The 16,453-nt window shown below is 64.2% G+C and carries 13 protein-coding genes and 1 tRNA gene; 6 read left to right on the top strand and 8 right to left on the bottom strand.

Going from position 1 to position 16,453, the window contains the following annotated elements; all coding sequences use genetic code 11:
* Positions 1-5 precede the first annotated feature (5 nt).
* The 6 genes from folE to RRU_RS01400 form a co-directional block, all read right to left on the bottom strand.
* Positions 6-710: a GTP cyclohydrolase I FolE gene (gene folE, locus RRU_RS01425; protein ID WP_011388024.1), complete on the bottom strand. Its 705-nt coding sequence runs from the start codon at positions 708-710 to the stop codon at positions 6-8.
* Between the two features lie 172 nt (positions 711-882).
* Positions 883-1,290 (bottom strand): Co2+/Mg2+ efflux protein ApaG, encoded by a 408-nt coding sequence (apaG, locus tag RRU_RS01420; RefSeq protein WP_011388023.1) that lies wholly within the window; start codon positions 1,288-1,290, stop codon positions 883-885.
* 163 nt (positions 1,291-1,453) lie between these two features.
* Positions 1,454-2,335: an OmpA family protein gene (locus tag RRU_RS01415; RefSeq protein WP_011388022.1), complete on the bottom strand. Its 882-nt coding sequence runs from the start codon at positions 2,333-2,335 to the stop codon at positions 1,454-1,456.
* Between the two features lie 305 nt (positions 2,336-2,640).
* Positions 2,641-3,189: a molybdenum cofactor biosynthesis protein B gene (gene moaB / locus RRU_RS01410; protein ID WP_011388021.1), complete on the bottom strand. Its 549-nt coding sequence runs from the start codon at positions 3,187-3,189 to the stop codon at positions 2,641-2,643.
* Positions 3,190-3,228: 39 nt separating this feature from the next.
* Positions 3,229-4,953 carry a lytic transglycosylase domain-containing protein gene (locus RRU_RS01405; RefSeq protein ID WP_011388020.1) on the bottom strand — a complete coding sequence of 575 codons (1,725 nt, stop codon included), beginning with the start codon at positions 4,951-4,953 and terminating at the stop codon, positions 3,229-3,231.
* 89 nt (positions 4,954-5,042) lie between these two features.
* Positions 5,043-5,990 (bottom strand): uracil-DNA glycosylase, encoded by a 948-nt coding sequence (locus RRU_RS01400; protein WP_011388019.1) that lies wholly within the window; start codon positions 5,988-5,990, stop codon positions 5,043-5,045.
* A 150-nt stretch (positions 5,991-6,140) separates the two neighbouring features.
* On the opposite strand from RRU_RS01400, the gene RRU_RS01395 reads away from it, so the two are divergent.
* From RRU_RS01395 to RRU_RS01370, 6 genes are all read left to right on the top strand, one after another.
* Positions 6,141-7,778: an electron transfer flavoprotein-ubiquinone oxidoreductase gene (locus tag RRU_RS01395; RefSeq protein WP_011388018.1), complete on the top strand. Its 1,638-nt coding sequence runs from the start codon at positions 6,141-6,143 to the stop codon at positions 7,776-7,778.
* 119 nt (positions 7,779-7,897) lie between these two features.
* The gene (locus RRU_RS01390) at positions 7,898-9,697 is read left to right on the top strand and encodes a tetratricopeptide repeat protein (protein WP_011388017.1); all 1,800 of its coding nucleotides are present in this window, start codon (positions 7,898-7,900) and stop codon (positions 9,695-9,697) included.
* A gap of 85 nt (positions 9,698-9,782) precedes the next feature.
* On the top strand, positions 9,783-10,697 hold the full coding sequence (locus RRU_RS01385) for a 4-(cytidine 5'-diphospho)-2-C-methyl-D-erythritol kinase (RefSeq protein WP_011388016.1): 915 nt from the start codon (positions 9,783-9,785) through the stop codon (positions 10,695-10,697).
* Between the two features lie 630 nt (positions 10,698-11,327).
* Positions 11,328-12,650: a globin-coupled sensor protein gene (locus RRU_RS01380; RefSeq protein WP_237703819.1), complete on the top strand. Its 1,323-nt coding sequence runs from the start codon at positions 11,328-11,330 to the stop codon at positions 12,648-12,650.
* Positions 12,651-12,748: 98 nt separating this feature from the next.
* Positions 12,749-12,823: transfer RNA gene (locus RRU_RS01375), tRNA-Gln, on the top strand.
* Between the two features lie 406 nt (positions 12,824-13,229).
* Positions 13,230-14,027 (top strand): DUF2971 domain-containing protein, encoded by a 798-nt coding sequence (locus tag RRU_RS01370; protein ID WP_162470596.1) that lies wholly within the window; start codon positions 13,230-13,232, stop codon positions 14,025-14,027.
* A gap of 103 nt (positions 14,028-14,130) precedes the next feature.
* Here the strand turns inward: RRU_RS01370 and RRU_RS01365 are convergent, their stop codons facing one another.
* Both RRU_RS01365 and RRU_RS01360 read right to left on the bottom strand, forming a co-directional pair.
* Positions 14,131-14,328, bottom strand: coding sequence for a YbdD/YjiX family protein (locus RRU_RS01365; RefSeq protein ID WP_011388013.1), 198 nt, complete (start codon positions 14,326-14,328; stop codon positions 14,131-14,133).
* The gene (locus RRU_RS01360; protein ID WP_237703818.1) at positions 14,321-16,384 is read right to left on the bottom strand and encodes a carbon starvation CstA family protein; all 2,064 of its coding nucleotides are present in this window, start codon (positions 16,382-16,384) and stop codon (positions 14,321-14,323) included. The genes RRU_RS01365 and RRU_RS01360 overlap by 8 nt, the downstream gene beginning before the upstream one ends.
* Positions 16,385-16,453: the final 69 nt, after the last annotated feature.

The raw sequence follows: 16,453 nt of genomic DNA, 5'->3' as shown, positions 1-16,453 counted from the left end.
TCGCCTCAGAGGCCGAAACCGCCTTCGCGGGTTTGACCGATCAGGTGGAGGAACTCGCGGCGGGTGTCGGAGTTCGTGCGGAAGGCGCCGAGCATGCGGCTGGTCACCATGGTGACGCCGGGCTTGTGAACGCCGCGCGTCGTCATGCACTGGTGGGCGGCCTCGACCACCACGGCCACGCCGCGCGGTTCGAGCACGGCGTTGATGGCATTGGCGATCTGGGCGGTCATCTTTTCCTGGATCTGCAGCCGCTTGGCATAGACCTCGGCAACGCGGGCCAGCTTGGAAATGCCCACAACCCGCCGATTGGGCAGATAGCCGATGTGCACCTTGCCGATGATCGGCACCATATGGTGTTCGCAATGGCTTTCGATGCGGATATCGCGCAGCAGCACCACCTCGTCGTAGCCCTCGACCTCTTCGAAGGTGCGGCGCAGCAGGTCCTCGGGATCGGCGCCATAGCCGGAAAACAATTCCTCGTAGGATCGCGCCACCCGCGCCGGGGTGTCGATCAGGCCTTCGCGATTGGGATCATCGCCGGCCCAGCGGATCAGGGTCCGCACCGCCGCCTCGGCTTCGGCCCGCGAGGGCTTTGTGGTGGGCCAAAGGCCGTCCGCCACGACAGGCGTCGCCGGGATCCCTTCTTCGCCATCGGCGCGGAAGGCGCAAAGGCTTGCTTCGGCGGTGTCAGCCGGGAGATTGGTCGTCACGATAGGGGGATCCTTTCCATGCCCGCGTCAGGGAACGGTCCGATGCCGACGCGCCACGCGCCCGCCGCCTCGGGACCGCCTTACCCCGCAGGGTCCTACATGGAGATTTCACCCGGGGGACGCAAGCATTGCCTCTTTCCTTGCCCCCCGCCAGCCGAAACCGGGGTGGCGATCAGTGCAGATGCCCCGCCGATTCCGGGCTGTTGAGGCTGAAGGTGGGAATGGCGACGGTCAACTCGCGGCCGGTGTCGTCGCGCATCAGATAGCTGCCGCCCATGAATCCCGAGGGCGTGGGCAGCGGCGTGCCCGAGGTGTAATCAAACTGCGCCCCGGGCGCGAGAATCGGCTGCTCGCCGACCACGCCTTCGCCTTCCACTTCCTGAACCCGGCCGAAGGCGTCGGTCACGATCCAGTGTCGGCGCATCAGTTGCACGGTCCGCGCCCCGCGGTTGACGATCAGAACCTGATAGGCCCACAGATAATGGCCGCGCTCGGGCTCGGATTGCTCGTCGAGGAAGATTGGAAGCACGCGCACGGTGATCCCTTCGGTCGTTCGCTCATAGACGGTTTCGTCGGTCATGCCTAAGGCGCTCCGTTCAAGGGACGGGCCGAGGGGGGGGCCAAGGGGCGGAGATGACCCCGAAGTACCGGGCCTATCCCCCATATTGGGCAGCTTATCACCCGTGCCAAGGTCCCTCCACCCCAAGCCCGATCACGGAGGATCGCCGGCCGGGGCCGCGCCGTCAGTCGCCTTTCGCCATTAACGTGGCGCCAACCACCGTTTCATCGCTCGACGGTCCATTGGCCACGGCGGCATCTTCGATGATCATCTCCACCCGGCGTTCCCGCGTGGCGGCGAGGGCGTCCTCGGCGTCGCTGCCCGTTTGCGTCGGCGGATCAACGCTGACCCGGGCCGAGAGAATGACATCGCCGGCGCTCACCCCTTCTTGTTGCAGGCTCCAGGCCACGGCGCGGGCCCGCTCCATCGCCAGATCGACGGCCTGGGGCGTGTTCCCCGAAAGTTCCCCGGGATCGGCATAGCCGGTCACGCGCACCCGCAGATTACCCGATTGAAGGGTATGGGCGACCGAGGAGACCAGGGATCGGGCGGTCGGATCGCCCAGCCCGCTCTCGCCGGGCTCGAAGAAGACCATCACCAACTGACCATCGCCCAGGGACTCCGGGCCGGCCGTCGCCCTCAGCCGCTCGAGGGCGGCGTTGACGTCAAGGCGGCACTCCTGGGCAGCGCTTCCGCCGCCGGCCCAGCACGAGCGGCGGTCTTCCGCCCAGGCGACCAGGGGGGCAGCGTCGCGGTTGCCGGGATCAACCGACAGATCGCGCAATTCCAGGCGCGCCTGCTCGGGCGTGGCGGGATCAAGACCATGCTCGATCAACCGGGCCGTGGGCGAGGACAGCGCGCCTTCCATGGCGCCGGCGGCGGGGGGGCCCGCCATGACGGTCAATCCAGCCACGCTCAGGGCGGCGCCGATCATCAGCAGGCGTCGAAGCGGGGTGGTCGTCCGACGCGCCGAAATCCGCGAAGCCGACCGGCCCAGGTCGTAACCCGGGGTAGTCGTGCCAAAGGAGAGGGGGCGTCGTGTAACCAAACCGGGATGCTTTGCCATGTTTTCGTCCTCCGTCCGAATGCCGAACAATTTATTAACGCCAAAGCACGGACACGGTTCCGTCGAGCGAAAACAAGAAGAAGACAAACAACCCCGGGGACGAGAGCAAGCACAACCCTTGCTAGACAATACGCCTTGTCAGAATAGGGGCAAATGAACGGATAGAAAGCTTTAGGTTTTTTCCATTACCCTTTGTCGGAAAACGGAAAGTTGCCTTCGAGCCAGGAGATCGACGCTCAACACCCCAGGGCGAAGCGGCAGGGAAGGTACGCCTTTTTCGCCGCTCCACCCTGGGGCGGGCGGATTTAATGATCGGCCGGCGCCATATGCTCCATCAGCCGGGGCATCATTTCCACGAAGTTGCAGGGCTGATAGCGGCTGTCGAGCTGCCAGACCAGGATGCCGTCCCAGCCGTCCTTGCAGGCCCCGGTCGATCCGGGCAGGGCGAACAGATAGGTGCCGCGCACTACCCCGGCGGTCGCCCGCGACTGGATGGTCGAGGTGCCGATCTTGGGATAGGACAAGAAGCGGAACAACTCGCCAAAGCCGGGGATTTCCTTCTCGTAAAGCCCTTGAAAGGCTTCGGGGGTGACATCGCGCCCGGTCACGCCGGTGCCGCCGGTGGAAATCACCACGTCGACCTCGGGATCGGCGATCCAGCGTTCCAGCCGGGCGCGAATCGCCGCCACGTCGTCCTTGACGATCGCCCGGTCGGCCAGCACATGGCCCGCCCCCTCAAGCCGGGCGACCAGCGTCGCCCCGGAGGTGTCGTTCTCAAGGGTCCGGGTGTCGGAAACCGTCAAAATGGCGATGCGCACGGGCAGGAAAGGCTTGGACTCGTCGATACCGGCCATGGGGGAAGGTCCTTACAGACGGGGGAGAAGAAGGGGAACTCAGCGCGCCGGCTTGGCGGCCTGATAGCGCGGCCAGTCCCCGGCGGCGACCGCGTCAAGCGAGGAAAGCGATTGATCAAGACGCGAGCGGTAGGCCCAATAATTGGTCAGAACCCGTTCGATGAACAGTCTGGTTTCTCGGCTGCCGATGCTTTCGATGAACAGCAGCGGATCCTCGTCATAGCGCCCTTCGCGCAGCCAGCCGGCCAAGCGACCCGGACCGCTGTTATAGGCGGTGGCTAGAAAGAAAAGATTGCCCCGGATTTGCGAACTGGCCAGAAGCTCGGCCAGATAGGCCTGCCCCAAACTGAGATTGACCGTCGGCTGGAACAAAACCTCGCCGCCTTCGGCATCGGCCAAAGCCCGGTCGCCGGCGACATGCGAGGCGGTGGCCGGCATCAACTGCATCAGCCCCAAGGCCCCGGCCGGACTGACCGCCTGGGGATCGAAGGCGCTTTCCTGGCGGGCGAAGGCATAGATCAGCGCCCGGTCAAGCGACCAGCCGACATCGGGCGACCAGGGCGGCAGGGGAAAGCGCGCGACATCGCCGGCCCGGGGATCGGTGCGGCCGATGTCGAGCGCCAGAGTGGGCAGGCCCAGGGCCAGGGTGGCCCCCAACAGGGCATCGCGCAGTTCGGGACCGGCGGCGGCGTAAAGCGGGGTCAGTTCCTCGGCCGCCTCGCGCGATCGGCCGATCTGCACCAGGGCCATCGCCCGCCGCGCCCCGGGCAACCGCTCCAGCCGCTCCCAGGCGCGCTCCGAAAGCTTTGGGGCGTTCCAGGAAAACGGCATCGGCCGGCCAAGGGCGCGCAGCGCCACCAGCCCATAGAACGTGCGCGGCTCGGCCGCCGCCCGTTCAAGCAAAAGGCTGACCCGCTCGGGATGGCGGGCCCGCAGGGCGCTGCGCGCCGCCCAGAAGGCTCCGGCCGAGCGTAGCCAGGGGGACGCCCCGGGGGCGCGGATCACCTCTTCGAAATGGCCCAGGGCCTCGGCCGGCTTGCCGCTCCGCCACAGCGCCAGACCGCCGGCCCAATGGGCGATCGGCAAACGCTTGCCCGAACGGGCGATCGCCTCGCGCGCCCACGCGATCGCCCACTCATCGCGGCCCTCGACGAAATAGGCGAAGGCCAGCGCCGCCTTCATGCGGTCCTGGTCGATATCGGCGAGCACGCCATTGCGCGCCCCGGTGATCAGCTCCTTCATCCGCAGGGTCTGCCCCGCCCCCAGGGCTTGCAGGAAAATCTCCCAGCGCTCCTGGGCGGTGGGGCGTTGGCCCGGCGGATAGACGCCCTCCAAACCCCAGCCCGGCCCGTCGCCCACCTCTCCGCTGCCCAGATCGCCAAACAGCGGGGCATCGGGATCGATCGGCGGCGCCACGCCCCGGCGCTGGGCCAGCCGCAACAGCCGTTGACCGCAGGGATGGTCGACATAGGTCGCCAGCCATGTCCGCAACTCGTCGGCATTGGCCCGATAGGCGGTGGGATGCATCAGGCGCTGATAGCGGACATGCCCCATCAGCAGCGGATCCTCAAGCCCAAGGATCTCGCGGTCGGCATCCGACCACAGCCCCTTGTCCTGAAGGGCGAAGATGGTGCGATAGCGCGCCACATCGGCTTGGCCGAGCACCGCCCCCGGCGGCTTGGCGGCGGCCGATCCGGCGCCCGCCATCAGGCAGCAGCCCAAAGCCACGGTCCGAACCCAGCGGCCGACCGGAAACATCCCCATGAGGTAAAGCCCCTTCGCCCCTGAAATCCCCGCAGCGGTTTATAGCCGTCCCCCGGCCCCAAGTCAGCCCCGGGACGCGGGCCTTGTCCTTATGACAGGCTGGGCAGGCTATCGAGCCGCTGGCGCAGCGCCAGCAGGTCGCGCCAAGCCAAGCGCTTTTGCGCCGGGGTGCGCAGCAGATAGGCAGGGTGGAAGGTGGCGAGGACGGGCACCGACCGGTCAAGCCCGGGGCCCTCATAGTCATGCCAGTGGCCGCGTAGGCGGGTGATGCCCTCGCTCCGCCCAAACAGCGCCTGGGCGGCCAGCCCGCCCACCGCCAGGATCAGCCGGGGGCGGACCAGGGCGATATGGCGTTCGAGAAAGGGCAGGCACAGCGCCACCTCGTCGGCGGTGGGCTTGCGGTTGCCGGGCGGGCGCCAGGGCACGACGTTGGTGATGTAGCAACTGTCGGCGCGATCAAGACCGATCGAGCCCAGCATGGCATCAAGCAGCTTGCCCGAGACGCCGACGAAGGGTCGTCCCAGCCGATCCTCGTCGGCCCCGGGGGCCTCGCCGATGATCATCATCCCCGATTGGGGACAACCGTCGGCAAAGACCGTTTGCGTCGCGGTGCGGCGCAGGGCGCAGGAGCGGAAGGAATCGAGCGCGGTTCGCAGGTCCTCGAGCGAGCCCGCCTGGGCGGCGAGAAACGACGCGGCCCTTTGGCTTTCGGCCTGGGTCGGCGGTTCGTCATTGGGGCCACCATCCTCGATCCGCGGTCCGCCCGGGGTTCGCCCGGTTGGACGCGAAGCCGCTGGCGTCGGCGGGCGGGCGGCGGGCGGCGCAACCCGGGGGACGGGGGCGCGTTCGCTCAGGGCATAGCGGTCAAGCGGGCTGTCACCCACCGCCAGATCCACCCCGGCTTCAAGATACCAGCCAAGAAGCCCGGCGAGATCAAAGCCATGCCCCTCTTCGCCCCCCTGGCCGAGGAACGAACCGGGAGCGGAAAGCGGGCCGGCCTGTCGGGCCGGCGGCGGGGGAAGGGCGTCGGTGCTCATGGCCAAATATTCTTATCATGGCGCTGTGCCATGCAGCATTTTTTTAACGGAAGGAGGGTTTATGCTATCACCGTCTAACGACCGCGCCGAAGCTCTTCGGGCGGAGGGGCCTGCTTGTGGCAAAACGGCGAGAAACGGGGGACAGGGGCGATGAGCGAGCGCGAGGCGATGGAATTCGACGTGGTCATCGTTGGCGGTGGTCCCTCGGGGCTGGCGGCGGCGATCCGGCTACGTCAACTCGCCGAGCAGACCGGCACCCCCTGCTCGGTCTGCGTTCTTGAGAAGGGCTCGGAGATCGGCGCCCATATCCTGTCGGGCGCCGTCATCGAAACCCGCGCCCTGGATGAGCTGATCCCCGATTGGAAGGCCAAGGGGGCGCCGCTCAACGTCGCGGCCACCGAGGATCGCTTCTGGTTCCTGACCGAACCCAACCACATCCGCATGCCGCTGCCGCCGACGATGAACAATCACGGCAATTACATCGTCAGCCTGGGCAATGTCTGCCGCTGGCTGGCCGAACAGGCCGAAGCCGCCGGGGTCGAGGTCTACGCCGGCTTCGCCGCCGCCGAAGTGCTTTATGACGAACAGGGCGCCGTGCGCGGCGTCGCCACCGGCGACATGGGCATCGGCAAGGATGGCCAGCCGACGCCGGCCCATACCCCCGGGGTGGAGTTGCTGGCCCGCGTCACCATCTTCGCCGAGGGCTGTCGCGGCTCGCTGACCAAGGGGCTGCTCGCCCGCTACGACCTGACCAAAGACGCCCAGCCCCAGACCTATGGCATCGGACTGAAGGAGCTGTGGGAGGTTCCGCCCGAGAACCACCACCAGGGCCATATCCTGCACACCATCGGCTGGCCCCTGCCCACCAACACCTACGGTGGGTCGTTCCTTTATCATCTGGACAACAATCAGATCGCCGTCGGCTTCGTCGTCGGCCTTGATTACCCCAATCCCTGGCTGTCGCCCTTCGAGGAATTCCAGCGCTTCAAGACCCATCCCAGCCTGCGCGGGATGTTCGAGGGCGGGCGACGCATCGCCTATGGCGCCCGCGCCCTGGCCGAGGGCGGCCTCCAATCGCTGCCCAAGCTGACCTTCCCCGGCGGCGTTCTGGTCGGCGACACGGCCGGCTTCCTCAATGTTCCCAAGATCAAGGGCACCCATACGGCGATGAAGTCGGGGATGGTCGCCGCCGAAGCGGTGTTCGATCACCTGCGGCGCGGCACGGCGGGCGAGGTTCCCGATTACACCGCCCGGCTTCAAGATAGTTGGCTGTGGAGCGAGTTGCGCGGCGTGCGCAACATCCGCCCGGCCTTCCGCCATGGCCTGTGGGCCGGTCTGGCCCTGGCCGGCCTGGACGCCCTGGTGCTGCGCGGCCATGCGCCGTGGACGCTGTCCCACCATGGCGCCGATCACGACTCTTTGAAGAAGGCCGAGGCCTGCGAGAAGATCACCTATCCCAAGCCCGACGGCAAACTGAGCTTCGATCGCCTGTCTTCGGTGTTCCTCTCCAATACCAATCACGAGGAAAACCAGCCCTGCCATCTGACGCTGAAGGATGCCACGGTGCCGGTGGCGGTCAATCTGGCGCTGTATGGCGGGCCCGAAGCCCGTTATTGCCCGGCCGGGGTTTATGAATTCATCGACGACGCCGCCGCTGGCGGCCAACGGCTGCAGATCAACGCCCAGAACTGCGTGCATTGCAAAACCTGCGACATCAAAGATCCGACGCAAAATATCAATTGGGTAGTGCCCCAAGGCGGCGACGGCCCCAATTATCCCAATATGTAGGGACATCCCCCTCGGATGGGGGAGCCCGGTTCGACCCGGCGACGGCGGCTGACAAGCCCCCCGTCGCCCCCCCTTAGCGGCCGACGCTGCTGTCTGGCCCCGGTGAAGTGGAGCGCGAAATGGCGATCATGCGGCATGGTCTCGCCGCCTCGGTGATGGGCACGGCCCTGGCAATGGTGGTCGCGGTGCTGCCTGCGGGGTGCGCCAACGGTCAGGTTGGCGAGGCCAATCGACCCGGGACCACGCCGCCTTCGGAAATCGCCCTCGCCCCCTCGGGCCTGGGCAGCTATCTGGCGGCGCGCCACGCCGAAGCCGAAGGCGATACCGAAGCGGCGGCGGCCTTTTATCTGACCGCGCTCGCCGACGATCCCGATAATCTCAATCTGCTGCGCCGGGCCTATTTCTTCAATGCGGTCGAAGGCAAGGTCGGCGAGGCGGCCGAACTGGCCTCGCGGCTGATGGTTAGCGATCCGACCGCCACCATCGCCCCCTTGGTCATCAGCGCCGATCTGGCCAAACGCGGCCAGATGCGCGAGGCGGCGACCCTGATCAACGGCCAGAACCGCCAGGGGCTGAACAGCTTTCTGGTTCCCGTCGCCCTGGCCTGGGCCCGGGCCGGCGCCGGTGATGCCGGCGGAGCGATGACCGCCCTTGACGAGCTTTCCAAAAACGCCGGCTATGCCACCCTGCGCGCCTTGCATGGCGCCCTTCTTCAGGAGCAATTGGGCAATAAGGCCAAGGCCGGCGAGCTTTACGAAGCCTATGTGAAGGGCGGCGAGCGGCCGTCGCTGCGCGGGGTGCAATTGGCCGGCGGCTTCTTCGTCCGCACCGGTCAGGCCGCCCGCGCCCGCGCCCTGGCCGCCGATTACAGCCAGCGCTTCCCCGACAGCCTGTTGCTTGACAACGCCGTGGCCGGTTTCGCCGAAGGCGGAACGCCGCCCGCTCCCGAAGTGGGCACCGCCAAGGATGGCATGGCCGAGCTTTATTACGGCACCGCCTCGCTGCTCGCCGACAATGATTTACAGACGGCGACGATGTTCAATCGGCTGGCCCTGCACCTGCGACCCGACTTCCCGCTTGCCCAATTACTTCTTGGCCAGCTTCTCGCCGGCCAGAACCGCCACGACGACGCCATCGCCGCCTATCGCGGGATCGAGAGCCACGACACCTTGATGCTGGCCGCCGGGCTGGCCGAGGCCGAAAGCCTGCGCGCCCAGGGCAAGATCGACGACGCCGTGGTCGAATTCGACAAGCTGGCGGCCCATTTCCCCAGCCGACCCGACCCGCTGATCGAAAAGGGTGATTTGCTGCGCCAGGATCAGCGCTTCGCCGAGGCCGCTACCGCCTATTCCGCCGCCATCGCCCGCATGGGGGCGCCCGATCCCCGGCATTGGGCGGTTTATTTCGGCCGGGGCGTGGCTTATGAACGCACCGACCGCTGGCCCTTGGCCGAGCAGGATTTCCAGACGGCCCTGCGCCTCAACCCCGATCAGCCCTTCGTGCTCAACTATCTGGGCTATTCCTGGCTCGACAACGGCATCAATGTCGATCAGGCCAAGCAGTTGATCGAACGGGCGGTGGCCCAGCGGCCCAAGGATGGCTACATCATCGACAGCCTGGGCTGGGCCCATTTCCGTTTGGGCGAATACGCCGAAGCAGTGGGCATTCTGGAACGGGCCATCCATGAAACCCCCGACGACGCCACCATCAACGATCACCTGGGCGACGCCTATTGGATGGTCGGCCGCCGGCTTGAGGCGCGCTATCAATGGGAACGCGCCCTGTCGCTTGCCGACGATGCCGACCTCAGCGCCAGCATTCAAAAGAAGCTTGATACCGGGCTTTCCCCCCCCAGCCCGGTGGTTCCCCGCTCCGCCGGCCGCCCGGCCGAGCGCCAGCCGACCTCCGCCACCCCTTAAGGCGCGGCGCCTTCGGCCCCGTCCCCGTGACCGGGCCGATCGCCGCCCTTTAGGATCCTTTGCCGTTCCAGCGGACACCTTCCCGATGACAGCAGTCTTTCCCGCCGCCGACAGCGTGATCGAAGCGGCCTGCGCCAAGGTCAATCTGACCCTTCACGTGACCGGGCGGCGCGCCAATGGCTATCACGACCTCGACAGTCTGGTGGTTTTCAGCGGCGCCCACGACACGCTGATCGCCTGCCCGGCCGAAGGGCTGTCGCTTGCCATGACCGGCCCCACCGCCGCCCTGCTCGACGCCGAAGACGACAACATCATTCTGCGGGCGGCGCGGCGGCTGGCCGAGCGCGCCGGTCACCGGCCCGATGCCCGGTTAACCCTGATCAAGCGCCTACCGGTCGCCGCCGGCATCGGTGGCGGCTCGGCCGATGGCGCGGCGACCCTGCGGGCGCTGTCGCGCTTGTGGAAGATCGCCCTGCCGCAAGCCGAGATGCTGACCCTAGCCGCCGAGCTGGGCGCCGATGTGCCGGTGTGCCTGGTCGGCAAGGCCGTGACCATGGCCGGCATCGGCGACCATCTGACCCCCGCCCCGCCCCTGCCCGAAGCTTGGCTGCTGCTGGTCAATCCGCGTCGGGCGGTGCCCACGCCCCAGGTGTTCAAGGCCCGCCAGGGCGGCTTTTCCGCCGCCAACCCGTTGACGGAAAGCCCGGCCAGCGCCCAGGCCCTGGCCGAGGCGCTCAAACGGCGGACCAACGACCTCGCCGAACCGGCCCGTCGGATCGAGCCGGTGATCGACGAGGTCTTGCGCACCCTCGCGGCTCTGCCGGGTTGCCTGCTCGCCCGCATGTCGGGCAGCGGCGCCACCTGCTTTGGTCTGTTCGCCGACCAGACCTCCGCCGATTTCGGCATGGCTTCATTGCGTGAAACGCATGGGTCATGGTGGGCCTCGGCCGACCGCCTGATCGGCGATACCGCCCGGGTTCCCGCCGCGCTTGCGGTTTGACGGACCGATCCGTCTTTTTTAAAAGGCCGTGAAATCAACGAGCCGGATGGCTTTCACCCTGTGAGGCGCCCCGCCTGAGGGCGCCATCCGCAGCGCTTTCCCGGCACCTCCACCGGGCAAGGCCCGCCGAAGACGGTCAGCCCCCCCGAAGAGCCGACGGTCATTAACTCATCGGTAAAACCATCGAAAAACCCTAAAGAGATGTATTTTTAAGGTTCTATTTTGGCGCGCGTCCCCGGAAACCGGTTCAGCCGGGGAAGACGCCGGCAAACCTGCGGGACTCCGCCAACGACTCGAGCGGCGGCCTATGACGGAGCGGACGGGCGGAGCGTTTCCTCCCTCGTCCTCCTTCGTGCCCCGGCCCCCCGGATAATCCCCCTTTTCCAGTCGGATATGCGTTTTGGAATGCCCCTTGCGGATTTCGTTGCCGCTTGCCTCGCTGAATGAAAAACCAGCCGCCGAAAATGTCTTTTAGGCATGAAAAACCACGGATCTTCGCTTCAAAGACATAACTCCGGCCGAGAGCGCCGGTCGGGCGCCCTCATTTTTTTCCCGGTTGTTCCGCCCCGGCCATAAGCGCTTCCTAAGCGAACCGGCAGCGCCAAAGACCGCGGAGATCCAAGAATGTACATGCCGAATCCGACCCTGTCCCTCCTCAAGGCCGACGCCCGGTTGACCGAGGATCTAAACGAGATCCACCCCTTGATGGTCTCGATGATCGATGACCTTCTGGGCGAATTTTATGACACCGTCTCGCGCACCCCCGAGCTTTACGCGATGTTCGGCTCCGCCCAATCCGTCGAACGCGCCCGTCTGGCCCAACGCCGCCATTGGGTCGAGGTGCTGTTCAAGGGCGACTGGAAAGCCCATGCCTCGCAGGCCCAGCGCATCGGCAAGGCCCACGTCGATCGCGGCATCACCCCGTCGATCTATTTCGCCGCCTATTCCCATGTGCTCTGCGGCCTGACCGGGCGCATGGCCCAGGCCAAGGGGCTGCGCTCCGAGGCTCTGGCCCGGGGATTGCGGGCGGCGATCCGCGCCGTCTACATCGACATGCTGGCCGTCCTCGACGTGTATTTCGCCGAAGAGCGCGACCGCGCCAGCATCAAGATCACCGGCCATGCCAATTCGTTCCAGGACACGGTTCTGACCCTGACCGGCGAGGTCGCCGAGGCCGGGACCACCCTTGATCAGACCGCCGGCGCCATGGCCAGGGATGCCGAAACCCTGGAAGCCCGCCTGCACGATCTGGAGCAGAACGCCACGGAAACCGCGATGGCGATGAACACCGTGGCCGGCGCCACCGAGGAAATCTCGGCATCGATGGGCGAAATCGCCCGCCAGAACAGTCTGGCCGCCGAGATCGCCAGCGAGGCCAGCGAGCGCACCGGCGCCCTGGCTGGCGTCGTCGCCAAGCTGACCGAGGCGGCCAAGGGCATCTCGGACGCCACCCGCTTCATCGACACCATCTCGCGCCAAACCCATCTGCTGGCGCTGAACGCCACCATCGAGGCCGCCCGCGCCGGGGAAGCCGGTCGGGGCTTCGCCGTGGTCGCCGGCGAGGTCAAGACCCTGGCCCAGCAGACCGCCGGCGGTACCGCCCAGGTCGAGGAAAAGGTCGCCAATATCCAAAAAACCGTCGCCGAGGCGGCGCTTTCGATCGGCGAGATCATCGGCACCGTCCAAAAACTTGATCTGGTGACCGAACAGGTCGCCGCCGCCGTGACCGAACAGCAGGCCGCCCAGGGCGAAATCATGCGCAACATCGGTCAGGTCGCCACCAGTGTCGATGCCATCTCCCAGGCCACCGCCGATGTCCGCGCCCTGTCGCGCACCAGTTCGGCCTCGGTCGGGCTGATGAGCCGGGCCACGACAAGTCTGGTCGAACGGATCGGCAGTTTGCGTGCCAATGCCGGATGTTTCCTCTCGGCCGTCCTCGCCGCGGCCAAATAGACAACGCTCGGGACGACCAGGGCAAAATCACCTGCACGCGGGGCCTTTCAGACACTTGCCCAGCGCCGAGATTGCCAGTATGGTCCCGCTCGTCCGGTTGGGGCGTGGCCAAGCGGTAAGGCAGCGGCTTTTGGTGCCGCCATTCGCAGGTTCGATCCCTGCCGCCCCAGCCAACACATCGACGGGTTCCGCAGCCGCCCCCCATAAGGGCCGACCGGCGCGGACCCGCGATCCGGACCCCCTTTTTTCCCTTCTTTAATTTCGCTGCTGTCTTGGCTCCGGCACCGGTTTTTGGATTTTTGCCGTAGGACCTGCTTTTGTTGGGTCAGGAGTTAAAGCCTCTGTCAACCCGAGCATACTGCTCTTAGTGACAAGGACGCCCTCTAGCGGAAGAAACTTACCAAAGTTGCTTTTAAAAACGTTTGAACAACAAAAATCACATTAATAAAAAAAGAGGGATTGGAAATGAGTTGCGGGAACAACTTTTCTTTTCCGAATAAAATATACCATTACTGCTCTTTATCATCTTTCTTGAAGATTATTGATAGCAAAGAAATATGGCTATCAGACGCTTGCTACATGAACGATTCAAAAGAGATATTTTGGTCATACGATAAAATTGAAGATGCAATTTCTAATTTCAAGATAAATTCAGAGGAAGAAATCTCTCTAATAAATCGATTAAAATATATTTTAGAAAAAAATAAAATCATTCGACAAGACGTAAAAACAAATGATTCTGAAAATCAATTTGCTACACTTGGAAAGCCCAGTGTTTCTTCTTGTTTTATTGGATGTTTTTCATCCGGAGGCGACATCCTTTCTCAATGGCGCGCATACGCCGATGATGGCCAAGGAGTTGCCATCGGCTTCGATCCAGTAAGCTTTGGCCTTGACCTTCGACCTGGGCACCAAAGTCGAGATGAAAAATCAGCAATAGGTCTTTGCCCTGTAGTCTACGACAGAGATCAACAAATACAATTAATAAATGAAAAAATAAAAAAACTCATCGACGACAATAGCGATAATGATATGGATCAAAAATGCGCAGAATGCGCAGAAATGTTATTGTCTATAGGCACCTCATTCAAAAACAATGCATTTTCTGAAGAAAAAGAATGGAGGATTATCCATAGGCCTGTGCGGTTATTAGAAGGAAAATTTGAAGGAAACATAGCCGATATTCAGTACAGAGCTAGTGCAAAAAGCGTCATTCCCTACATCCCTTTTTCTTTTAATTTACGCAAAACCCCTCCTATCCTGGAAATCATACTTGGGCCGAAAAACGATTCAGAGTACCTAATCATGAAAGATTTTTTAAATAAAAGTGGATTTACTGGTGTAAAAATTAAAAAATCAAAAGCGTCTTATCGATGAATTTCGCGCGCCCTATCGCCGTGCCCGCATGCGAAAACCGCCGGGCGCGGATGTCTCCGGGCCCGGCGGTCTTTTGGTCGCGGCGTGCCTTGGGCGGCGCGCCTTAGCAGCAGCGCGTCACGCCGTCGCCGCCGCCATAGCGGCTTTCCTGTCGGTCCCGGAAGAATTCCTCATAGGTCATGATCGGCTTATCGGGGTGGTAGGCCTGCCGATGGGCGACATAGGTGTCGTAATCGGGCATGCCCACCAGCATCCGGCCGGCGTGCTTGACCTGGAATACCAGGGCCTTCAGTTCAAGCATGCGTTCTAACCTCCGTTGGGCCGCCAACCTCCAGGGCCGTCGGCCGGCTCGTCGCCTGCGCCTTGCGGATGGCGATCACCGCGTAGACCAGGGTCGCCGCCACGACAAGGACGAAGGCGAAGGCCAGGGCGGCGTCGAGATAGTTATTGAACATCACCTGACGCATATGGTCCACCGTCTTGGCGGGGCCAAGGATCTTGCCCTCGTCCAGGGCCGTCGAAAAGCGCTGGGCCTGGGCCCAGAAGCCGATCTTCGGATCGGGCGAGAACACCTTGAGCAGCCCGGCATAGGTGGTGCAGATGAGCAGCCAGGTGGCCGGGATGATCGAGACCCAGGCGTGACGCTGACGCTTCATCTTGAACAAAATGACGGTGATCATGATCAGCGCCATGCCCGCCAGCATCTGGTTGGAGATGCCAAACAACGGCCACAGGCTGTTGATGCCGCCAAAGGGATCGGTAACGCCCGTATAGAGGATATAGCCCCACAGCGACACCGAGATGCCCGTGGCGAGCAGATTATTGCCCCACGACCGGGTGGCCTTGAAGGCGGGAACGACGCTGCCGATCATGTCTTGAACCATGAAGCGGCAGGCCCGCGTGCCGGCGTCGACGGCGGTCAGGATGAACAGGGCCTCGAACAAGATGGCGAAGTGGTACCAAAAGCCCATCATCGCCTTGCCGCCGATGACCGCCGAGAAGATATGGGCCATGCCCACGGCCAGGGTCGGCGCGCCGCCGGCCCGCGACAGGATCGAGGATTCGCCGACGTCGGCGGCGGTCTGGGTGAGGATGTCGGGGGTCACGGCGAAGCCCCACGACGAGATCACCGCCGCGGCGTTGACCGCATCGGTGCCGATCAGCGCCGCCGGGCTGTTCATGGCGAAATAGACGCCGGGATCGATGACGCAGGCGGCGACCATGGCCATGATCGCCACGAAGCTTTCCATCAACATGCCGCCATAGCCGATGAAGGCGACCTGATTCTCGTTCTCGATCATCTTGGGCGTGGTGCCCGAGGAGATCAGGGCGTGGAAGCCGGAAACGGCGCCGCAGGCGATGGTGATGAACAGGAACGGGAACAGCGCGCCGCTGAACACCGGGCCGGTGCCATCGATGAATTTGGTCACCGCCGGCATCTTCATGTCGGGCATGACGATGACGATGCCGATGGCCAAGCCGACGATGACGCCGATCTTGAGGAAGGTCGACAGATAGTCACGCGGCGCCAGCAGCAGCCAGACCGGCAAGACCGAGGCGACGAAGCCATAGCCGATGATGATCAGCGCCAGTTCGGTGCCCGTATAGGTGAACAACGGGGCCAGGGTCGGGCTTTCGGCCACCGACTGGCCATAGACCAAAGCCAGCATCAGCAGCACGAAGCCGATCCCGCTCATCTCGGCGATGCGGCCGGGCCGGATGAAGCGCGAATAGACGCCCATGATCAGGGCGATGGGAATAGTTGAGAAGACCGTGAAGGTACCCCAAGGGCTGCCCGCCAAAGCCTTGACCACCACCAAAGCCAGAATGGCCAGGATGATGATCATGATCAGCAGCACGCCGACCAGACCGATGGCGCCGGCCACCGGACCCATTTCGGTACGGATCATGTCGCCCAGCGACCGACCGTCGCGCCGGGTCGAGCAGAACAGCACCATCGAGTCCTGGACGGCGCCGGCGAAGACCACGCCGGCCAGGATCCACAAGGTTCCGGGCATATAGCCCATCTGCGCGGCAAGCACCGGACCAACCAGCGGACCGGCGCCGGCAATGGCGGCGAAATGGTGGCCAAACAACACGTAGCGGTTCGTCGGCACGTAATCCAGGCCGTCGTTGCGGCGGACGGCGGGCGTCTGACGATTGGCGTCAACGCCCAAAACACGCTTGGCGATGAACAGTCCGTAGAAGCGATAGGCGATGAAGTAGGTACAGACGGCGGCGATCACCAGCCAAATGGCGTTGATGCTTTCCCCCCGCTGCAAAGCAACGACGCCGAGGGCGATCGCTCCCAGAACAGCGGTTGCCAGCCAGCCCAGCATGGACACGGGCTTCCCCATTGAAACGTCCTCCGATGTGGTTTTTATTCGTCCCAATAAACACAAGAACGCCACAAGCCTTAATAAAAG

Origin of the sequence: Rhodospirillum rubrum ATCC 11170, from assembly GCF_000013085.1 — a bacterium.
In the GTDB taxonomy this organism is placed as follows: Bacteria; Pseudomonadota; Alphaproteobacteria; order Rhodospirillales; family Rhodospirillaceae; genus Rhodospirillum; species Rhodospirillum rubrum.
The sequence above is the reverse complement of the archived record's forward strand: the minus strand, read 5'-3'. Positions and strand labels throughout refer to the sequence as shown.

Coding starts and splice junctions, on each gene's coding strand:
- apaG (WP_011388023.1), bottom strand. CDS start 1,290: ATGACCGACGAAACCGTCTATGAGCGAACGACCGAAGGGATCACCGTG.
- RRU_RS01415 (WP_011388022.1), bottom strand. CDS start 2,335: ATGGCAAAGCATCCCGGTTTGGTTACACGACGCCCCCTCTCCTTTGGC.
- moaB (WP_011388021.1), bottom strand. CDS start 3,189: ATGGCCGGTATCGACGAGTCCAAGCCTTTCCTGCCCGTGCGCATCGCC.
- RRU_RS01405 (WP_011388020.1), bottom strand. CDS start 4,953: ATGGGGATGTTTCCGGTCGGCCGCTGGGTTCGGACCGTGGCTTTGGGC.
- RRU_RS01400 (WP_011388019.1), bottom strand. CDS start 5,990: ATGAGCACCGACGCCCTTCCCCCGCCGCCGGCCCGACAGGCCGGCCCG.
- RRU_RS01395 (WP_011388018.1), top strand. CDS start 6,141: ATGAGCGAGCGCGAGGCGATGGAATTCGACGTGGTCATCGTTGGCGGT.
- RRU_RS01390 (WP_011388017.1), top strand. CDS start 7,898: ATGGCGATCATGCGGCATGGTCTCGCCGCCTCGGTGATGGGCACGGCC.
- RRU_RS01385 (WP_011388016.1), top strand. CDS start 9,783: ATGACAGCAGTCTTTCCCGCCGCCGACAGCGTGATCGAAGCGGCCTGC.
- RRU_RS01380 (WP_237703819.1), top strand. CDS start 11,328: ATGCCGAATCCGACCCTGTCCCTCCTCAAGGCCGACGCCCGGTTGACC.
- RRU_RS01370 (WP_162470596.1), top strand. CDS start 13,230: ATGAACGATTCAAAAGAGATATTTTGGTCATACGATAAAATTGAAGAT.
- RRU_RS01365 (WP_011388013.1), bottom strand. CDS start 14,328: ATGCTTGAACTGAAGGCCCTGGTATTCCAGGTCAAGCACGCCGGCCGG.
- RRU_RS01360 (WP_237703818.1), bottom strand. CDS start 16,384: ATGGGGAAGCCCGTGTCCATGCTGGGCTGGCTGGCAACCGCTGTTCTG.